Annotated in this window: 16 protein-coding genes and 1 riboswitch; of the genes, 6 read left to right on the top strand and 10 right to left on the bottom strand. The window is 69.2% G+C overall.

Going from position 1 to position 17,771, the window contains the following annotated elements:
* Positions 1-7: 7 nt before the first annotated feature.
* A complete protein-coding gene (gene cls / locus ACN0TP_RS13965; RefSeq protein ID WP_417219894.1) occupies positions 8-1,501 on the bottom strand; it encodes a cardiolipin synthase in 1,494 nt (497 codons plus the stop codon).
* Between the two features lie 69 nt (positions 1,502-1,570).
* Between cls and ACN0TP_RS13960 the strand changes: the two genes are divergently transcribed.
* Both ACN0TP_RS13960 and ACN0TP_RS13955 read left to right on the top strand, forming a co-directional pair.
* Positions 1,571-2,446 carry an aminodeoxychorismate lyase gene (locus ACN0TP_RS13960; protein WP_417219893.1) on the top strand — a complete coding sequence of 292 codons (876 nt, stop codon included), beginning with the start codon at positions 1,571-1,573 and terminating at the stop codon, positions 2,444-2,446.
* 25 nt (positions 2,447-2,471) lie between these two features.
* Positions 2,472-3,725, top strand: a complete 1,254-nt coding sequence (locus ACN0TP_RS13955; RefSeq protein ID WP_417219892.1) for an SH3 domain-containing protein — start codon at positions 2,472-2,474, stop codon at positions 3,723-3,725.
* 15 nt (positions 3,726-3,740) lie between these two features.
* Here the strand turns inward: ACN0TP_RS13955 and ACN0TP_RS13950 are convergent, their stop codons facing one another.
* Positions 3,741-6,179: an ATP-binding cassette domain-containing protein gene (locus tag ACN0TP_RS13950; RefSeq protein WP_417219891.1), complete on the bottom strand. Its 2,439-nt coding sequence runs from the start codon at positions 6,177-6,179 to the stop codon at positions 3,741-3,743.
* A 4-nt stretch (positions 6,180-6,183) separates the two neighbouring features.
* Positions 6,184-6,804, bottom strand: a complete 621-nt coding sequence (locus tag ACN0TP_RS13945; RefSeq protein WP_417219890.1) for an ECF transporter S component — start codon at positions 6,802-6,804, stop codon at positions 6,184-6,186.
* 54 nt (positions 6,805-6,858) lie between these two features.
* Positions 6,859-6,985: riboswitch (TPP riboswitch) on the bottom strand.
* A 68-nt stretch (positions 6,986-7,053) separates the two neighbouring features.
* On the opposite strand from ACN0TP_RS13945, the gene ACN0TP_RS13940 reads away from it, so the two are divergent.
* Complete coding sequence (locus ACN0TP_RS13940) at positions 7,054-7,323, top strand: DUF4235 domain-containing protein (RefSeq protein WP_417219889.1); 270 nt, start codon at positions 7,054-7,056, stop codon at positions 7,321-7,323.
* An 8-nt stretch (positions 7,324-7,331) separates the two neighbouring features.
* Here ACN0TP_RS13940 and mnhG read toward each other — a convergent pair whose 3' ends face one another.
* From mnhG to ACN0TP_RS13910, 6 genes are read right to left on the bottom strand one after another with little or no spacing between them, the layout of a single operon-like run.
* Entirely contained in the window at positions 7,332-7,730 is a 399-nt protein-coding gene (gene mnhG, locus ACN0TP_RS13935; RefSeq protein WP_417219888.1) for a monovalent cation/H(+) antiporter subunit G, read from the bottom strand.
* The gene (locus tag ACN0TP_RS13930) at positions 7,727-7,996 is read right to left on the bottom strand and encodes a monovalent cation/H+ antiporter complex subunit F (protein WP_417219887.1); all 270 of its coding nucleotides are present in this window, start codon (positions 7,994-7,996) and stop codon (positions 7,727-7,729) included. The genes mnhG and ACN0TP_RS13930 overlap by 4 nt, the downstream gene beginning before the upstream one ends.
* Complete coding sequence (locus ACN0TP_RS13925) at positions 7,993-8,640, bottom strand: Na+/H+ antiporter subunit E (RefSeq protein ID WP_417219886.1); 648 nt, start codon at positions 8,638-8,640, stop codon at positions 7,993-7,995. Before ACN0TP_RS13925 ends, ACN0TP_RS13930 begins: the two co-directional genes overlap by 4 nt.
* Positions 8,637-10,265, bottom strand: coding sequence for a Na+/H+ antiporter subunit D (locus ACN0TP_RS13920; RefSeq protein ID WP_417219885.1), 1,629 nt, complete (start codon positions 10,263-10,265; stop codon positions 8,637-8,639). The genes ACN0TP_RS13925 and ACN0TP_RS13920 overlap by 4 nt, the downstream gene beginning before the upstream one ends.
* A complete protein-coding gene (locus tag ACN0TP_RS13915) occupies positions 10,262-10,834 on the bottom strand; it encodes a Na(+)/H(+) antiporter subunit C (protein WP_417219884.1) in 573 nt (190 codons plus the stop codon). The genes ACN0TP_RS13920 and ACN0TP_RS13915 overlap by 4 nt, the downstream gene beginning before the upstream one ends.
* Entirely contained in the window at positions 10,831-13,824 is a 2,994-nt protein-coding gene (locus ACN0TP_RS13910) for a Na+/H+ antiporter subunit A (RefSeq protein ID WP_417219882.1), read from the bottom strand. The genes ACN0TP_RS13915 and ACN0TP_RS13910 overlap by 4 nt, the downstream gene beginning before the upstream one ends.
* A 149-nt stretch (positions 13,825-13,973) precedes the next feature.
* Between ACN0TP_RS13910 and ACN0TP_RS13905 the strand changes: the two genes are divergently transcribed.
* Positions 13,974-15,320 (top strand): MFS transporter, encoded by a 1,347-nt coding sequence (locus ACN0TP_RS13905; protein ID WP_417219881.1) that lies wholly within the window; start codon positions 13,974-13,976, stop codon positions 15,318-15,320.
* On the top strand, positions 15,317-16,084 hold the full coding sequence (locus ACN0TP_RS13900) for an SDR family oxidoreductase (RefSeq protein WP_417219879.1): 768 nt from the start codon (positions 15,317-15,319) through the stop codon (positions 16,082-16,084). The genes ACN0TP_RS13905 and ACN0TP_RS13900 overlap by 4 nt, the downstream gene beginning before the upstream one ends.
* 28 nt (positions 16,085-16,112) lie before the next feature.
* Here ACN0TP_RS13900 and dcd read toward each other — a convergent pair whose 3' ends face one another.
* Entirely contained in the window at positions 16,113-16,694 is a 582-nt protein-coding gene (gene dcd / locus ACN0TP_RS13895; RefSeq protein ID WP_417219877.1) for a dCTP deaminase, read from the bottom strand.
* 101 nt (positions 16,695-16,795) lie between these two features.
* On the opposite strand from dcd, the gene ACN0TP_RS13890 reads away from it, so the two are divergent.
* Positions 16,796-17,752, top strand: coding sequence for a D-alanyl-D-alanine carboxypeptidase family protein (locus tag ACN0TP_RS13890; protein ID WP_417219875.1), 957 nt, complete (start codon positions 16,796-16,798; stop codon positions 17,750-17,752).
* Positions 17,753-17,771: the final 19 nt, after the last annotated feature.

Here is a 17,771-nt window from a genome sequence, read left to right as displayed (position 1 = left end):
CGGTGCCCTACTGCAGCGTCGAGGTGAGCCGGGCGACGTTGTCCACGTAGCGTTCCCACCGCGGGCGGCCCTCCCAGTCCTCCAGCGTCAACAACATGGACTCCTCCTTGTACTGCGCCTGGATCCTGTCGATCTCCCGCACCGCCCGGACCCCCAGGAGCATCACGGAAACCTCCAGGTTCAGCGAGAACGAGCGCATGTCCATGTTCGAGGATCCGAAGACCGCCACCTCGTCGTCGACCGTGAAGCACTTGGTGTGCAGCACGTAGGGTTTGCGGTACAGGTAGATCTTCACCCCGGCCCGCAGCAGCTGCAGGTAGTAGGACCGCTGGGCATGGTGCACCAGCGCCTGGTCGCCGCGCTCGGAGACGAGCAGTTCCACCTCGACCCCGCGCTGGGCCGCTGTGGTGATCGCATACAGCATGGAATCGTCGGGGACGAAGTACGGGCTGGTGATCGTAAGCTTTTCCGTGGCCGAATACATCAGCGTGTTGAACAGGCGCAGGTTGTTCTCCGAATCGAACCCCGGGCCGCTGGGTACCAGCTGCCCGGTGACATCCCCACGTTCGGTCGGCACGCCGCCCTCGTTGACGTGCTGCAAGAGGTTCTCGTCGGTCTCCTGGGACCAGTCGGTGGCGAAGACGACGTCCAGGGCGGTGACCAGCGGCCCCTTCACCCGTGCCATCAAGTCGATCCATTCGCGGCCGATCTTGTGCGCCGAGGCGCGCTTGTAGCCGGGTTCGATCAGGTTCTGGCTTCCGCTGTAGGCGACCTCACCGTCGATCACCAGGATCTTGCGGTGGTTGCGCAGGTCCGGCCGGCGCCACTGCCGACGCAGCGGCGACACCGGGAGCATGCGCCGCCACTCCATGCCGCTGGCCTGCAGCCGGCGCAGCAGCTGGCGGTAGCCGGCGGTGCGCATGGTGCCGAGGTGGTCGAAGAGGAACCTCACCTTGACCCCACGCTTCACTGCTTCCTCGAGGGCCCGCAGGAACGGATCCGTCAGGTCCGGGTCGTCCCCCACGATGTAGAACTGGACGTTGACGTATTTTTCGGCGGTGTGGATCTCCTCGGTCATCTGCCGGATGGCTTCGCGGCCGTCGGTGATGAACTCGATCCGGTTGCCCTGCTGGATGGGAAAGGCCCCGAGGTTGCGGTTCAACCGGGCAGCGGACTGCACCCACTCCGGGGCGTCGAGGTCGTCGTCGTGCAGGTCCAGGTGCTGGGTGGCCGCGAAGACGCGTTCGTTGACCTCGGCCTGGCGGTCGATGCGGCGTTGGGAGAGCTTGAAGTTGCCGAAGAGCAGGAACAGGAGCAGTCCCACCACGGGCAGGAAAAAGATCGAGAGCAGCCAGGCCATGGCGGTGGTGGGGCGCCGGTTGCCGGGAACGACGCCGAGCATCACCACACGGATGCCGATGTCGATGGTCCACAGCACTGCCACCAGCCATCCGGGCAGGTCGCCCCAGAGGAACAACGACAACGACTCAGTCAACGACATGCCTTCCACCCAGGATCATCCGATAAGCCTAGCGGCCGCCACCGGGGGCCCAAGGGTAATCTGGTGCGCATGACTGTCTTGGTTTTCGTGGATTCCGCCACGCCCGCCGGCCGGGTGGCAGACGCCTCCGTCCCGCAACTGCTCGTCACCGACCAGGGTGTGGTCCGCGGCGACGGCGTGTTCGAGTCGATGCTGTACACCGCTGGCGTGGTGCGCAAGCTCGACGCCCATCTGGCACGGCTGCGTTCATCCGCGGCCAGCTGCGAGCTCCCCCTGCCCGACGAGACCGCTTGGCGGGGGGCGATCGACACCGCCGTGGCGGCCTACGGGGAGCCCGACGACGCCGACGAGGCGGTGGTCAAGCTGGTGCTCACCCGGGGGCCCGAAGGCCAGCCGCACGGCGCCGCCTGGGTCACCGTCTCCCCCGCCCCCCAGGTGGGGCGCCGTCAGCGCGAGGAGGGCATCGCCGTCGTCCTGTTGGACCGCGGCTACGATTCCTCGCTCGCGGATCGGGCGCCCTGGCTGCTCATGGGCGCGAAGACGCTCTCCTACGCGGTGAACATGGCAGCGCTGCGCCATGCCCACTCGGTCGGTGCCGACGACGTCATCTTCACCTCCAGCGACGGCCGGGTCCTGGAGGGCCCGACGTCCACCGTGCTGCTGGCCACCCATCGGGACGGGGTCAAGCGCCTGGTGACGCCCCGGCTGGAGACCGGCATCCTGCCCGGAACCACCCAGGGGGCGATCTTCAACGCGGCCCGGGAGGCCGGCTGGTCGCTGGGCTATGGCCCGTTGGAGCCGCACCACCTGCTGGAGGCCGACGCCGTCTGGCTGGTCTCCAGCATCCGCCTGCTGGCGCCGGTGACCTCGATCGACGGCACGGCGATCGGCCGCGACCGCGACCTGCACGACGAACTCTCGGCCATGGTCGGGGACATCCGCTAGGCACCACCGACGGGGAAGGAACCCCATGGACATCACACCCCCACCAGCCGGCTCCGTGTTGGACCGCAGGCGGCTCTTCGGCGTGGCCGCGGTGGCCGCAGCGTCGCTGCTCGGCGGTGCCGGCATGCTGCTCGCCCCTCCACCCGCCACCGCGGCCACCACCCGGGTCCGCACGACGGCCAACCTCAACGTGCGCGCCAGCGCCTCCGCCTCCGGACGCCGGCTGGGGACCCTGGCCAAGGGGAGCACCGTCACGACCACCGGCAGGGCCTCCAACGGCTGGTACCGGATCACCTACCGGGGCAGGACCGGCTACGTGTCCAACCGGTATGCGAAGGTCGTCGCCGTGGCCAAAAAGACCTCCGCGACGAAGTCCACCCGCATCCGGGTGCGGGTCCAGACACTGGCCGCCTTGAATGTGCGTTCCACGGCATCCACGGGCGGCAAACGGCTTGGTACGTTGAAGCAGAACGCGAAGTTCACTGCCACCGGCGTCGCGGCGAACGGCTGGTACCGGCTGAGCTACCGGGGCAAGACCGGATACGTTTCACACCGCTACCTCAAGCCCGACACGTCCAAGGAGCCCGCCTACACCTCCACGCGCAACGGCCTGCCCACCAGCGCCCGCTACTACTTCTCCGCCAACGGCTCCGACCTGTCCTACCTGCCCAACGGGTCCACCATGATCGGGGACCTGCCGGCGGGGACCGTCGCCTGGCGCGATACCCGGATGGAGAGGGCCCATGCCACCCCGAGGGGCTGGTACTGCGTGCGCACCGCCGGCGCCACCGGATGGGTGCGGGCCAGCGCGCTGCGCCGCTCCCAGCCCAGGACCAGCACGTGGTCACGGCGCACCACGGCGGCCCAGGTCCGCAGGATGCCCAACGGCAAGCTGGCCTCCTCGAACCTGGTGGCGATTTCCTGGGACCCGGGCCAGAACCTGATCGCCGGCCCAGCGCTACGTGACCTGACGAAACTGGACCAGGCGTTCAAGAGGAAATTCGGGCGCCATCTCGAAATCGACCTGACCTACCGCACGCGCGGTACCCAGGAGTACCTCTACCGGGAACTGGGCCGGATGATCGCCGCCACACCGGGCACCTCCAACCACGGGTGGGGCCTGGCGATCGACTTTCCCGAAACGCGGGACTACGGGTTCGGCGGCAGGTACCACACCTGGCTCAAGGCACATTCGAAGTCCTACGGCTGGGTGCACCACAAGGTATATGAGAAGGGCTCACCCTACGCCGAGGCCTGGCATTTCGAATACATGCGCTGATCCCCTCCGCCGGGCTCAACCCCAGACGAGGTTCCACGTCCCGGCCCCCAGGGCGGTCGTGGTGGCCACCGCGCCGAGGAGGAGCCCGGCGACAACCAGCCCGGCATCGCGCCAGGCAAAGGTCGCGATCCTGGCCCAGGTGCGCCGCCGGCCGCCGAATCCCTTGGCCTCCATCGTCATGGCCAGGCGCGAGGCGCGGCGGATCGCCTGGACCATCAGCCCCAGGCTCTGTCCGGCATTGGCGCGCAGCCGTTGCAGTGCCCCGCCCTGGGCCCCGACCCCACGGGCCCGGCGGGCCATGCCCAACGTGGTCCACTCCTCGGCGAGCAGGCCCAGCAACCGCATCCCGGCCAGGGCCCCCAGCACGAACCGGTGGGGAAGCCTGGCCTGTTGGGCCAACGCGTTGGCCAGGTCGGTCGGGTCGGTGCTGGACAGGACGATGACTGCCGGAACCGCGACGGCGAAGACCCGCAGTCCGGTGGCCAGCCCGGACAGCATTGATCCCTCGCTGATGGTCGCCACCCCCAGGTCCAGGAGCGTTGCCCCGGAGTCGTTGCCGACCAGGGCGGTCCCCCAGGCGGCGAAGAGGCCCGCCACCAGCAACGGCCAGGCGCGGAGGAGGAAACGCAGCGGCTTCAGGCCGGCCAGGGGCAGGAACAGGACGCTGGCCAGGGCGACGATCGTCGAACTCACCACATCCAGCGAGGCAATCAGGGGGGTCGTGGCCAGGACCACCGCGGCCAGCTTGGCCAGGGGGTTGCACCGGCCGAAGAAGCTGGCCCGGGCCGACACGTCGGGTTCGAGTGCCGGCGGCCCCGCCCGATCCGGTGCGATGGCCTCTTCCGCAGCGGACGCCTGCGCCGGTGGGCTCTGCGGTCGGGGGTCCACCGCGTAGTCGTGGGCGCCCAGGGCGGCGGCGAAGGCGGCGTCATGGGTGACGGCGATGACGGCGACACCGTCGTCGAGCTCCTCGCGCAACAGCTCGGCCAGCCCGCTCCAGGTGAGCGCGTCCTGGCCGAAGGTCGGCTCGTCCAGGATCAGCAGGCGGGGGCGGGCCGCCAGCACGGTGGCCACCGACAGCCTGCGCTTTTCCCCGCCGGAGAGGGTGAACGGGTTGGCGTCCTGCAGATGGCGCAGGCCCAGCCGGTCCAGGAGTTCGTCGACACGACGGTCGATCTGTTCGTCGTCGTAGAGCCGCTCGTTGCCTCCGGGGCTTCGGGCGTGGCGGGGCCCGTAGGCGAGTTCCTCCCGCACGCTGGCGGTGACGAACTGGTGTTCGGGTTCCTGGAAGACGGTCCCGATGCGGGCGACCAGTTCCCCGGCGCGCCACAGGAAGGGCCGGTCCGGGGGGTGGGGTCCGTCGGTGGGCGCTTCGGTGGCACGCCCCCGCAGGGCCGGGAGGGCCTGGAGGGTTCCCGCTCGTTCGCGCAACAGTCCGCCCAGGGTCAGGGCCAGGGTCGACTTCCCGGACCCGTTGGGCCCGGTGATGCACAGGGCCTGCCCCGCGGCGACCTCCAGGTCGATGCCAGACAGTGCCGCGGGTCCCCGCGGTGTCCGGGCCACCGCCAATTCCCGGGCGTCCAGCAGCAGGGGCCCCGCGTTGGTGCCGGGCGTCCTGGGTGCCGGGCCGGGGACGTGGCCGGGGACCCAGACGCCTGCCGCGATGAGCCGTTCGCGGACCGGGCCCGGGGCGAAGAGCTCGGCCGGGGTTCCCTGGCAGGCGACTCCCCCGCCCGGCTCCAGCACGACCACCCGGTCCACCGCGTCGGCCCAGGCGGCCAACCGATGCTCGACGATGACCATCGTTGCCCCGCTGCGGGCGACGGAATCCATGATGGCGTCGCGCACTTCCAGGACACCGTCGGGGTCAAGGTTCGCCGTTGGTTCGTCCAGCAGCACCAGCCCGGGGCGCATCGCCAGGATCCCCGCCAGGGCGAGGCGCTGTTTCTGCCCGCCGGAGAGTTCGGAGGTGTGGTGCCCCCACGCCACCTGGAGGCCCACCGCGTCCAGGCCTTCGGCGACCCGCAGCCAGATGGACTCCCGCGGGACGCACAGGTTTTCCGCGCCGAAGGCCACATCATCGCCGACCCGTGCCTGGACCACCTGCGTTTCGGGGTCCTGCTGCATCAGCCCGGTGGGTGCACCCGCCCCGGCGACGGGCCGGCCGTCGATGAGCAGTTCACCGGCGGACGCGGAGTCCTCGTCGTCCTGCAGCACGCCGGCGAGGGCATGCAGCAGCGTCGACTTGCCGGCCCCCGAGGGCCCGACCAGCAGCACCCGCTCCCCCGCGGCGATCTCCAGGTCGAGGCCGGCCAGTGCGGGCCGGTCACGTCCGGCGTGCTTGAAGCCCCACCCCCGGGCGCTCACGCTGACGGCGCGGTGTTCCTCCACCGTGCCCGCGGCGGGCCGGACCTCCACGGGGTCGGCGGGCGGCCCCTGCATCTCTCGGGACATCGGATCAGCCGAAGGCCCTCTCCTGGGCCGCCCGCCGCGACGCCAACGCCGCCAGGGCACCGGTCCGGGACAGTGCCCTTGTGAGCGCCCAGCTGCCCAGTCCGGCGATGACCAGCCCGGAGACGGCCATGGACACGACGTAGACGAGCTTCATGGCCGAGGTGTAGTCGGGAAACCACGCGAAGATGAAGGCATCGTTGACGCCGCCGAAGATTCCGGTCAGCAGCCCGGCGAGCAGGGCCACCGGCAGCGACCAGCGGCGGTAGAGGAACAGGGCCACGACCAGTTCGGCGCCGAGCCCCTGGACCAGGCCCGACACCCAGACCGTCCACCCGTATTCGGAGCCCAGCAGCGAGGAGACCACGGCAGCGACCATCTCGCAGAACAGGGCGGCTCCCGGCTTGCGGATGACCAGGGCGCCGAGCACCGCCGGGAAAAGCCACATCCCGGCCAACAGCGCCGACGACGGCGGGAAGGCCAGGAACAGGAAGTCCAGCAGGTGGTGGGTGGTGTTCCAGCCCCAGAAGATGATGCCGGATGCAACGGCGATGACGGATGCGACGACGATGTCGACGACGCGCCAGGTGTGGCGGACGGGTGATGCCGCCGTGAAGGTGGTGCTCATGTGGTCTTCCTCCTTGGTGTTCAAGGAGGGGAGGACGCCACGGCGATTCCGCGCGTCCTGAGATTCTCGACTCCCTTCGCCGGTACGAGCCGGAGCAGGTTCGAGGGTCTGCGGCAATCCGCACTCTCAGCGTCCTCGGTTCCGGCCTTGGCCGGTCGGCGACGCTCCCCTGTCGTTGGTGATTCAGTGGGCCCAGTCTACAGCGCGTTATGCTGGGCGGGTAATCACCTACCGACGGGAGAATCGTTCGTGAACGTATTACTGAAAGTCTTCGGCTCGGTTGTGTCGATCGGTGCCGGGTTCATCGGCGGCAAGCTCGTGGACGCCATCTGGACCAAGGCCACCGGGCAGAAGCCGCCGAAGCCGGGCGATGCCGAGGCCCAGGCGGAGGCGACGATGCGCCATGCACTGGGTTTCGCGGTCACCTCGGCAGTGGTGGCTGCCGTGATCCAGGTCCTGACCAACCGTGGGACCCAGCGGACGATCCGCCACTTCAACAAGACAGTGGATGAGGTGTAGCGACCCCGCTACCGGCCTTCGTCGAGACGACGCTGGGCCTCGGAGACCACTTCATTGAGGTCATCGAGGACCAGCGTGTCTTGTTTAAGGTGCTTCGTGCGGTAGGCGGCACGGCCCACCATGTGCGCGGTGACCGGGGCGGTGAGCAGCTGGAACAACCAGGCCAGCAGCAGCACGGGCACCGCGGCCCACGCCCTGATCTGCAGGGCGACGGCGAGCAGCAGCAGGAACAGCCCCAGCACCTGGGGTTTCGTGGCGGCGTGCATGCGCGAGAACAGGTCGGGGAAGCGCAGCAGGCCGATCCCCGCGGCCACCGACATCAGGGCGCCACCGACCATGCAGATCGCGGTGATCCAGTCCAGGACGGTGTCGGCGGTTCCCCCGTCGACCAGGGCCAGCACGGTCATGGGTTCCTCCGATCCGTGACGTAGCGGGCGATCGTCACCGAGCCGATGAAGGCGACCAGGCAGCCGACGACGATGAACACGATGTGGTTCAGGTGCCGGTTCACCGCCATGTCCAGGCACAACCCGCACATGATGATGACCAGCAGGACGTCCAGGGCCAGCGTCCGGTCCAGGATGGAGGGGCCGCGGGCCAGCCGGATGAGGGCCATGACGCCGCCGAGGGCCAGTGCAACACCGGAAATCCAGGCGGCAATGATGATGGTCATGGTGTCCCTTCCGTCCCCGGGGCCCCGGCCGCCTCGGTGCGCAGCCCGGCCAGTTCCTCCCGGCTGCCCATGACCCGGATCAGGGCCGCTTCGATGTCCCGGACCTCCCGCCGGAAGTCCTCGGCCTGCTCCTCGTCGTTGATGTCCAGCACGTGCAGGTACAGGGTGGAGGTGGTGCGGTCGACCTCGACGACGAACGAACCGGGGATGAGCGTGAGCACGTGGCCCAACGCGGTGGTCATGAGGTCCTCGTGGCTGCGCATGCGGATGCCCACCACGGCATTGCGGACGGACGGGCCCCGGACGATGGCCACGAACATGACGTGGATGCTGGCCTTGATGACCTGCCACAGGAACCGCAGGGCGAACAGCAGCGCCTGCCAGGGGTTGAACCGTCCGCTCAACTCCACCGGGGGCAGCTTGAACGTCGCGACGACGGCCAGCGAGAGCACGAACCCGAACACCAGGTTCCCGGGGCTGAAGTCCTGCCACAACGCTCCCCAGACCAGCACCATCCACAGCGTCAGGGGCAGCTCGATCCAGAACCGTGCACGACGCCGTCGTGCCCGGGCCCGCGCTCCCCGGGAACCGGTGAGCAGCTCGGAGGGCCGGGCCGGACGGACGTGGTGGCGGTGCGGGCTCATGATCCGCCTCCGGCATCCGTGCCGCCCAGGACGGCCTCGATGTAGGGCGTGCGTTCCATCATCTGCTGGGCCGCCTGGTCGGCGAGGTCGAACAGGGGCCCGGCGAAGATCGTCAGGCTGACGCCCAGGAGCACCAGCGCCCCGGTGGAGTGGATCATCGTGCGCGGGAGCAGGTCGTGCTCCGAGCGCCCGGCGGGGCGGGTTGCCGCCACCGCCACTGCCTTCCCGGTCACCGGATGCGTCCCGCCGTCGGCGGTGATCAACAGGATCGGGTCCGGGTCCTCGGCGTCGTCGGCGCGGCGCCAGAAGGCGCGGTTCCAGACGCGGGCCACGGCCAGCAGCGTGAGCAGCGAGGTGAGCAGCGCGCCGGCCAGTAGCACCCAGGCCAGCGGGGTGCCCAGGTCCACCCCGCCACGCAGCAGCCCGAGCTTGCCCAGGAAACCGGAGAACGGCGGGATGCCGGCCAGGTTCATCGCGGGAACGAAGAACAGCACGGCCAGCACGGGCGAGAGTTTGGCCAGGGAGCCCAGCCGGTCCACGTTCGAGGTCCCGCCCCGGCGTTCCATCAGCCCGGCGACCAGGAACAGCGAGGTCTGCACGATGATGTGGTGGGCCACGTAGTAGACGGTGGCCGCCAGGGCGACGACGCTGCCGGTGGCCAGCCCGAAGACCATGTAGCCGATGTGGCTGGTCAACGTGAAGGAGAGCATGCGCTTGAAGTCAGCCTGCGCGAGCGCACCGAGGATCCCCACCAGCATGGTCAGCAGGGCCACGATCATCAGTGCGGTGTTCAGCCGGTCCCCCGGGAACAGCAGCGTCTCGGTGCGGATCATCGCGTAGACGCCGACCTTGGTCAGCAGTCCGGCGAACACTGCGGTGACCGGGGCCGGGGCCGTGGGGTAGGAGTCGGGCAGCCAGAAGGACAGCGGGAAGACGGCGGCCTTCACGCCGAAGGCGACCAGCAGCATCACGTGCAGCACCATCTGGGTGCCGGGGTCGATGTCGGCGAGCTTGAGCGCCAGATCGGCCATGTTCACGGTGCCGGTTGCCGCGTAGATCATGCCGATCGCCACGAGGAACAACACGGAGGACACCACGGAGACGACCACGTAGGTCACCCCGGCGCGGATGCGCGCGGTCGTCCCGCCCAGGGTCAGCAGCACGTAGGACGCGGTGAGCAGGATCTCGAAGCCGACGTAGAGGTTGAACAGGTCCCCGGCCAGGAAGGCGTTGGACACCCCGGCCACCAGGATCAGGTAGGCGGGGTGGAACACGGAGATCGGCCCGTCCTCATCCCCATCCGCCATGCCCTGGCCGGTGGCGTAGAGCAACACGGTGAGGCTGACGGCGGTGGAGACCACCAGCATCAGCGCCGAGAACTCGTCGACCACCATCGAGATGCCGAAGGGTGGCGCCCAGCCGCCGATCATGACGGCCTGTGCCCCGTTCTGCCAGGCGGACACCAGCATCCAGGCCTCGAGACCCAGGGTCACGACGAGCGCACCGATGGTCACGCTGCGTTGGGCCAGGACGTGGCGCCGCAGCACGAAGGCCAGCGCGGCACCGAAGATCGGCAGCAGGACGGCCAGGGGTGCGAAGTCGATTGCGGTCTGCGTGCCCATCATCGCGCCTTCCTGTTCCTGCGGTGGTTGCCGGTGCCGGCGCTTTCCTCGGAGGAGGCCTGCCGGAAGTCGTTGGCCAGGCGTTCACCGGCCGCCCGGGCGGCAGCGGCGTGGGCCGACTCCTCGATGTCCTCCATGGCACCGTCGTCGTCGGCGTCGGCGGGGAACTCGGAGGTCTCGACGGCGACCTCGGAATCCTCCTCGAAGTCGTAGGCGCTCTTCTCCGCGACGCGGCGGTCCTCGGCGTCGTCGGTGAGCTCATCGCGGCGGGCGATGACCCAGGAGCGGTAGATCATCGCCAGCAGGAACGCCGTCACCGCGAAGGTGATGACGATGGCGGTCAGGATCAGCGCCTGCGGCAACGGGTCGGCGTAGTCGCCCGCCGGGGTGCCTGCCGCATACAGCGGTGCGAGCCCGCTGCGTCCGCCGGTGGCGAGGATGAGCAGGTTCACCGCATTGCCGACCAGGATGATGCCCAGCAGCACACGGGTCAGGCTGCGTTCGAGCAGCAGGTAGATGCCGGTGGCGAAGAGCACGCCCATCACGATCAGCAGGGTCACGTTCACGCTCATCGTCCGGCCCCCGTCCGCTGGCGGGCCTCGGGGCCCCGGCGGGCACCGCCGGAACGGACCCTGCGCTTCTCGGTCTTTTCGTCGATCTCGGAGCCCAGGCTGCGCAGCACGTCCACGACCAGGCCCACGACGACGAGGTAGACGCCGATGTCGAAGAAGGTCGAGGTGACGAATTTGTGCTCCCCGAAAAGGGGCAGGGCGAATTCGACCACCGCCGACTGGAACAGGTCCCCGCCCAGCAGCAACGGCACGACGCCGGAGAGGGCCGCGGTGCCCAACCCCAGTCCCAGCAGGGTTCCCGCGCTGATCGGGGTCGCCTCCACCAGTTCGTACCGGCCGCCGGCCAGGTAGCGGATGGTCATGGCCAGTCCGGCCAGCAGACCGCCGGCGAATCCGCCGCCGGGCGTGTTGTGCCCGGCGAGCAGCAGGTAGATCGAGAAGAGGATGATCGTGTGGAAGACCAGGCGCGCAACGACCTCGAAGATGATCGAGCGGCTCTCCGGGGCCATGGTCTTCCCGGCCACCAGCCAGGCGTCCTTCGCCGACTGGGCGAAGTGCCGTGCCGTCGCCAGGGCCGCTGCGCCGCGGGACCCCCCGGCGCCGTCGGTGCGGGCCCGCCCCACCGAACCCGGTTCGACCTCGTGGGCCCGGCGGCGGGCGTCGCCGCGGCCGCGGACGAAGATCAGCGAGGCCACACCCGTCGCCGCCACGGCGAGCACGGTGATCTCACCGAAGGTGTCCCAGACGCGGATGTCCACCAGGGTCACGTTCACGATGTTCTTGCCGGCCCCGCCGTAGTAGGCCAGGTCGGGGAACGAGAGCGAAATGGGCTCCGCCGTGCGCGAGGCCATGGCGGTGGCGGCGATGATGATCATGGCCAGCCCGAATCCGATGCCCAGCACGGCCCGGGCCAGCCGGTGGCCCGAGGGGTTCTGCGTCCACAGTGGCGCCGGGAGCACGCGCAAGGCCAGCACCATGGCCACCAGGACGATCGTCTCCACCAGCAATTGGGTCAGTGCCAGGTCCGGTGCCCCTTGCAGGGCGAAGATGAACGCCATCCCGTAGCCGGTGACGGAAACCATCAGCACCGCCAGGAAGCGCTTGTTCGCCCGCACCGCGGCCAGTGCACCGACGATCATGCACAACCCGGTGACCAGTTGGGCGGGGGTGTCGAACCAGATGACCGCGGTGGGCAGCGGGGTCTCGTTGGCGAACGCGGCGACCGCCGGGACGATGAGCGCCACCAGCAGGATCACGCCCAGGTAGAACGGCAGCGAACCACGCTGGGTGCGTCCGGTGACCCAGACGGAGATCTCGTCGATGACGTTCAGTGCCGCCTTGTACACTCGTTCGGCATCCACCCACGCCGGGACCCTGGCCTGCAGTGCACCGAACCCCGTCCTCCAGCGGAAGAGCAGCAGCCCGCCGACGACCATGATCGCCGAGAGGCCCAGCACCGGGGTCAGGCCATGCCACAGGGCCAGATGCACCGGGTGGTCCGACGCCGGGAAGAGCGTGCCGAAGGCGGAGACCGCGTGTTCGATCGGTGCCGGGAAGAAGCCGGCGGCCAGCGTCACCACGGTCAGCACGGCCGGTGCCGCCAGGAACAGCCACGGGACGGCCTTGAACGGGGTGGCCGGCATCCCCTGTTTGCCGGCGAACCCGCCCCAGATGAACCGGGCGCTGTAGGCGACGGTGAGGATTGAACCGAGGACGACGCCGGTGAGCACCACCGGGCCCCACGGGCCGTTCCCGGCCCCGGCGAGCAGGACCTCGAGCACCGATTCCTTGGCCACGAACCCGTAGAGCGGGGGGATCCCGGCCATGGAAGCCGCCGAAAGCACGGCGACGGCGAACAGTTTGGGGGCGGTGCGCCACAGCCCGGAGAGCAGGCGGACATCACGGGTGCCTGCCTGGTGGTCGATGATGCCGACCACCAGGAACAGCGCCGCCTTGAAGAAGCCGTGGGCCAGCATCATGGCCAGCCCGGCGATGGCCGCGTCGGCGTTCGCCTGGCCCATGATCAGCATCAGGAACCCGAGCTGGGAGACGGTGCCGTAGGCGAGGATGAGTTTGATATCGGTCTGCCGCAAGGCCCGCCAGCCGCCGATGAGCAAGGTGGCCAGGCCCAGCCCGATGACCAGCGGGTCCCACCAGGTGGTGTCGGAGAACCCGGGGGCCAGCCGGGCCACCAGGTAGATCCCGGCCTTCACCATCGCCGCGGCGTGGAGGTAGGCGGACACGGGAGTCGGTGCCGCCATGGCGCCGGGAAGCCAGAAGTGGAAGGGAACCAGTGCGGATTTGCTGACCGCACCGAGCAGGACCAGGGCGATGGCGACGTCGACCAGGGTGCCCCGGGAGACCAGTTCGGGTGCCTGCGCCATGATCTCGGAGAGCCGGTAGGTTCCTGCGGTTTGGCCGATCATGACCAGCCCGAGCAGCATGGCCAGCCCGCCGAAGGTGGTGACCAGCAGGGCCTGCAGGGCCGAACGGCGCGCGAAGATGCGGGCCCGGGCGAAGCCGACCAGCAGGTAGGACAGGATCGTGGTGATTTCCCAGAAGATGAACAGCAGGATCACGTCATCGGAGATCACCAGGCCGAACATGGCGCCGGCGAAGGCCAGCAGCTGGGCACCGAACGGGCCGATGTTGGCGTCTTCGTTCTTGAAGTAGCGGGCACAGTAGAACAGCACCAGTGCCCCGACCCCGAGGATCAGCAGGCTCAGCACCGCCGAGAGGGCGTCCATCCGGAACGCCAGTTCCAGTTGCAGGGTCGGGATCCATTCGACCACGACGCCAGGCGGTGCGTTCGGCGCGCCGGCCAAGGCGGCCTGGTCACCTGCGGTGAACGAGTTGAAGTTGGCCAGCAGCCAGACGAAGGCCGCTGCCGGGACGGCCCCGAGCAGGTAGAAGGAGGCCCGGCCGAACCGGCGGAACAGCAACGGCGCGACGGCGCTCACCGCGAAGAGCGCGATGAGTACCACTGCCACGAAGTCTCCTGAAGGGCTTGGGGCCACGCATGGTCAACACCGCAGCTGATTCGGTCAGGTTTTCCATTTAGTTTAACAGTTCATCAATGCATTTCCTCCCTGGGCGGCAATTCCCCCGGTTATTTCGCGCAGGGCGTTACGATGCAGGCATGAGCCCGAACGCCACGCCCACGGCCCTCCCGTCCCGCGGTACGGCGACGATTTCCAAGCAGGTCCTCGCCTGGGCCTCCTGGGACTGGGGGTCGGCGGCCATCAACGCGGTGATGACCACCTTCGTGTTCACCGTGTACCTGACCAGTTCGCTCTTCGGGGACACCGACGCGAATTCGGCGGTGCTGGGCAACGCCCTGGCGATCGCCGGCGTCGTCATCGCCCTGTTGGCCCCGGTGACCGGGCAGCGCTCCGATGCCGGAGGACGACGCCGGTTCTGGCTCGGGGTGAACACCGTGCTGGTTGCCCTGGCCACGGCTGCCTGCTTCTTCGTGCTGCCGGACCCGCGTTTCCTCGTCCTCGGCGCCACCCTGATCGCGGTGGCCAGCATCTTCTCGGAGTTCGCCACGGTGAACTACAACGCGATGCTCCCGCAGATCTCCACCCCGGCGACGATCGGGAAGGTCTCCGGATTCGGGTGGGGCATGGGCTATCTCGGCGGCATCCTGGCCCTGGCTCTGGTGTTGTTCGGCTTCGTGCAGCCCATCGTGGACTGGCCCGGGGCCTCCACCGACGGTTCCCTGAACCTGCGGCTGGTCGCGGTCTTCTCCGCCGTGTGGTTCTTCGGGTTCGGCCTGCCGGTCCTTTTCGCCGTCCCGGAGGTCAAGCGCCGCCAGAAGATGGCACGCGTGAGCTTCCTGGAGTCCTACCGCCAGCTCGGACGCAGCGTGAAGGCGCTGTGGCGCACCGAGCCGCATACCGTCTTCTTCCTCATTGCCGCCGCAGTGTTCCGCGACGGACTGGCAGCGGTCTTCACGTTCGGCGGGGTCATCGCCGCCGGGACGTTCGGCTTCGAGCTCAGCCAGGTCATCACCTTCGCCATCGTCGGCAACGTCGTGGCAGCCGCCGGTGCCATGATCGGCGGCTTCCTTGACGACCGGGTCGGCCCCAAGGCGGTCATCGTCGGTTCCCTGTGCGGGCTCCTGATCGCCGCCACCGGGGTGTTCCTCTCCCCCGGTGCCTCCGGATTCTGGCTGTTCGGCCTGTTGCTGTGCCTGTTCGTCGGGCCCGCCCAGTCCTCCTCGCGTGCCTTCCTGGCGCGGCTGGCAACGACGGGCAAGGAGGGCGAGCTGTTCGGCCTCTATGCGACCACCGGGCGTGCCGTGTCCTTCCTGGCCCCGGCCCTGTTCTCGCTCTCCATCGCCCTGGCCTCCCCCCATGTGGCCGACGGCGGGGCCCAGCGCTACGGCATCCTGGGCATCATGCTCGTCCTGCTGGTCGGCCTGGGCCTGTTGCTCCCCGTCCACAAGCCGGGGGCACCCGCCGCGACGGGAGGCACCCGATGACCGGCACGGGAGGCCCCCACGGACCGGACGCCGGGATCATCGTCGTCACCGGGGCGGGCTCGGGGATCGGCCGGGCCGTCGCCCGCGAACTGCTCGACGCCGGCTGGCGGGTGGCCGTGGCCGGGCGCCGGGCCGAGGCGTTGGAACAGAGCGTGGAGGGGCGCCCCCGGGCCCTGGTGGTCCCCACCGACATCACCGTCCCCTCCCAGGTCGACGACCTCTTCTCCACCGTCACCCGCACCTGGGGGCGGGTGGATGTGCTGTTCAACAACGCCGGGGCCTTCGGTCCGCGCGCCACCGTGGACGAGATCAGCATCCAGGACTGGAATGACGTCGTCGCGGTGAACCTGACCGGCAGCATGCTCTGCGCCGCGGCGGCGGTACGGGCCATGAAGTCCCAGACGCCGCAGGGCGGACGCATCATCAACAACGGCTCAGTGTCTGCCCACGCACCGCGTCCCGCCTCGGTGGCCTACACGGCGACGAAACACGCCATCACCGGCCTGACCAAGTCGATCTCGCTGGACGGGCGAAGGTTTGGCGTCACGGCATCGCAGATCGACATCGGCAATACCGCCACCGAGCTCACCGCCGGTTTCACCACGGGTACCCTCCAGGCGGACGGCAGCACCCGGGTCGAACCGGTCTTCGACGTCGCACATGCAGCACACCTGGTCCGCCAGCTGGCCGAGCTGCCGTTGGACGTCACCGTCGACTCGCTGGTCGTGACCGCGACGGGCATGCCCTTCACCGGCCGCGGCTGAACCGCGGGACGGCCGGGGTCCGGGAAGGCTAGGCCCCGAGCTCGGTGCGGTGGAAGTTCAGGTGGCTCCGCGAAGCCGTCGGGCCGCGCTGGCCCTGGTACCTGTTGCCGTACGTTCCATCACCGTAGGGGTGTTCGGCGGCGGAGCTGAGCTTGAAGAAGCACAACTGGCCGATCTTCGACCCGGGCCACAGCTTGATCGGCAGGGTCGCCATGTTCGAGAGCTCCAGGGTCACGTGCCCGGAGAACCCCGGATCGATGAACCCCGCCGTCGAATGGGTCAACAGGCCCAACCGGCCCAGCGAAGACTTTCCTTCGAGCCGCGCGGCGATGTCATCGGGCAACGTGACCTGTTCGTAGGTCGAGCCGAGCACGAATTCCCCCGGGTGCAGGATGAACGGTTCGGCTGGGTCGACCTCGACCAGCCGGGTCAGTTCCGGCTGGTCCTGGGACGGATCGATGTGGGCGTACTTGTGGTTGTCGAACAGCCTGAAGAAGCGGTCCAGGCGGACGTCGACGCTGGCGGGCTGGATCATCTGGGGGTCATACGGGTCAAGCCCGATGCGCCCGGAGTCCAGTTCTGTCCGGATGTCGTGGTCTGAGATCAGCACGGTTCCAAAGTAGCCTATGCCGCCCGGACGGCGTTATCCTGAAGTCGGTGGGTTGAGCCGTTCCGCGAGCTCCGTGGAATCGCCGGCGCACCGCCGACATCATGCCGACATCATCACGCCTGCACCGCCGTTCGGCCGCGGTGGCCACCTCGGTCGCCCTCGCGGCCGCCCTTTTGCTGCCCGCCCACACCGCGTGGGCCTCCCCCGTCGGGGACCTGCAGGACGCCCAGGCGACACCCTCCACCGGGCCGGCACCGTCACCGGGCGATGCAGGCCACGAGGAGAAGACCAGGACCCCCAGCCGCGAACAGGCCTTCGCGGCGTACACCACGGACCCCACGTCGCCGCTGGTGCTGGTGAACGAACACCATCCCCTGCAACCCCGTGACTACACCCCCGCGAAACTCGTGGCCGTCAATGGTTCCGGGGCCCGGATGGTGCCGGACGCGGCCCATGCCCTGGAGAAGCTGATCGCCGCGGCCCGCCGGGACGGGCACGGGCTCATCGTGGAGAGCGCCTACCGTTCCTACGACCACCAGGTGAGCCTGTTCCGCCGCTACACGAACCAGTACGGCGAGGCCTACGCGTCGAAGATCTCCGCACGCCCCGGAACCAGCGAACACCAGCTGGGCCTGTCGGCCGACATCGGCGTCGGGAACGGCCAATGCTCCCTCCGTGCCTGCCTGGCGGACCTGCCGGGCGGACGGTGGACGGCGCGGCACGCCGCCGACTTCGGGTTCATCATCCGCTATCCGAAGGACCAGCAGCAGACCACCGGCTACAACTTCGAACCGTGGCACCTGCGCTATGTGGGCACGACGGCGGCGCGCACGATGCGCGAGCAGCACATTGCCACCTTCGAGCAGTATTCGCAGCAGCTCGTCGACGCACGCAACGCCCGGAAGGACGACACGGCCCGGAAACAGGCCGAAGCCAAACGGCAGGCGGCCGTGCAGGAAGCCGTCCGCCGGGCCACCGCCGACAGCCAGGCACGCCGTGACGAGGAAACCCGTTGGATGCCCGACTGGGCCCGGGCCGCCACCACGCACTGGCGCTGACGGCACTCCCGGCGCGCGT

It is taken from the genome of Arthrobacter sp. (assembly GCF_048266065.1).
In the GTDB taxonomy this organism is placed as follows: Bacteria; Actinomycetota; Actinomycetes; order Actinomycetales; family Micrococcaceae; genus Arthrobacter_H.
Note: the sequence above shows the minus strand (reverse complement) of the source record. Positions and strands in the feature narration are given on the sequence as shown.

Bases quoted from the DNA above. Each gene is read 5' to 3' on its own strand.
- cls (WP_417219894.1), bottom strand. From the start codon at position 1,501: ATGTCGTTGACTGAGTCGTTGTCGTTGTTCCTCTGGGGCGACCTGCCC.
- ACN0TP_RS13960 (WP_417219893.1), top strand. From the start codon at position 1,571: ATGACTGTCTTGGTTTTCGTGGATTCCGCCACGCCCGCCGGCCGGGTG.
- ACN0TP_RS13955 (WP_417219892.1), top strand. From the start codon at position 2,472: ATGGACATCACACCCCCACCAGCCGGCTCCGTGTTGGACCGCAGGCGG.
- ACN0TP_RS13950 (WP_417219891.1), bottom strand. From the start codon at position 6,179: ATGTCCCGAGAGATGCAGGGGCCGCCCGCCGACCCCGTGGAGGTCCGG.
- ACN0TP_RS13945 (WP_417219890.1), bottom strand. From the start codon at position 6,804: ATGAGCACCACCTTCACGGCGGCATCACCCGTCCGCCACACCTGGCGC.
- mnhG (WP_417219888.1), bottom strand. From the start codon at position 7,730: ATGACCGTGCTGGCCCTGGTCGACGGGGGAACCGCCGACACCGTCCTG.
- ACN0TP_RS13930 (WP_417219887.1), bottom strand. From the start codon at position 7,996: ATGACCATCATCATTGCCGCCTGGATTTCCGGTGTTGCACTGGCCCTC.
- ACN0TP_RS13925 (WP_417219886.1), bottom strand. From the start codon at position 8,640: ATGAGCCCGCACCGCCACCACGTCCGTCCGGCCCGGCCCTCCGAGCTG.
- ACN0TP_RS13920 (WP_417219885.1), bottom strand. From the start codon at position 10,265: ATGATGGGCACGCAGACCGCAATCGACTTCGCACCCCTGGCCGTCCTG.
- ACN0TP_RS13915 (WP_417219884.1), bottom strand. From the start codon at position 10,834: ATGAGCGTGAACGTGACCCTGCTGATCGTGATGGGCGTGCTCTTCGCC.
- ACN0TP_RS13905 (WP_417219881.1), top strand. From the start codon at position 13,974: ATGAGCCCGAACGCCACGCCCACGGCCCTCCCGTCCCGCGGTACGGCG.
- ACN0TP_RS13900 (WP_417219879.1), top strand. From the start codon at position 15,317: ATGACCGGCACGGGAGGCCCCCACGGACCGGACGCCGGGATCATCGTC.
- ACN0TP_RS13890 (WP_417219875.1), top strand. From the start codon at position 16,796: ATGCCGACATCATCACGCCTGCACCGCCGTTCGGCCGCGGTGGCCACC.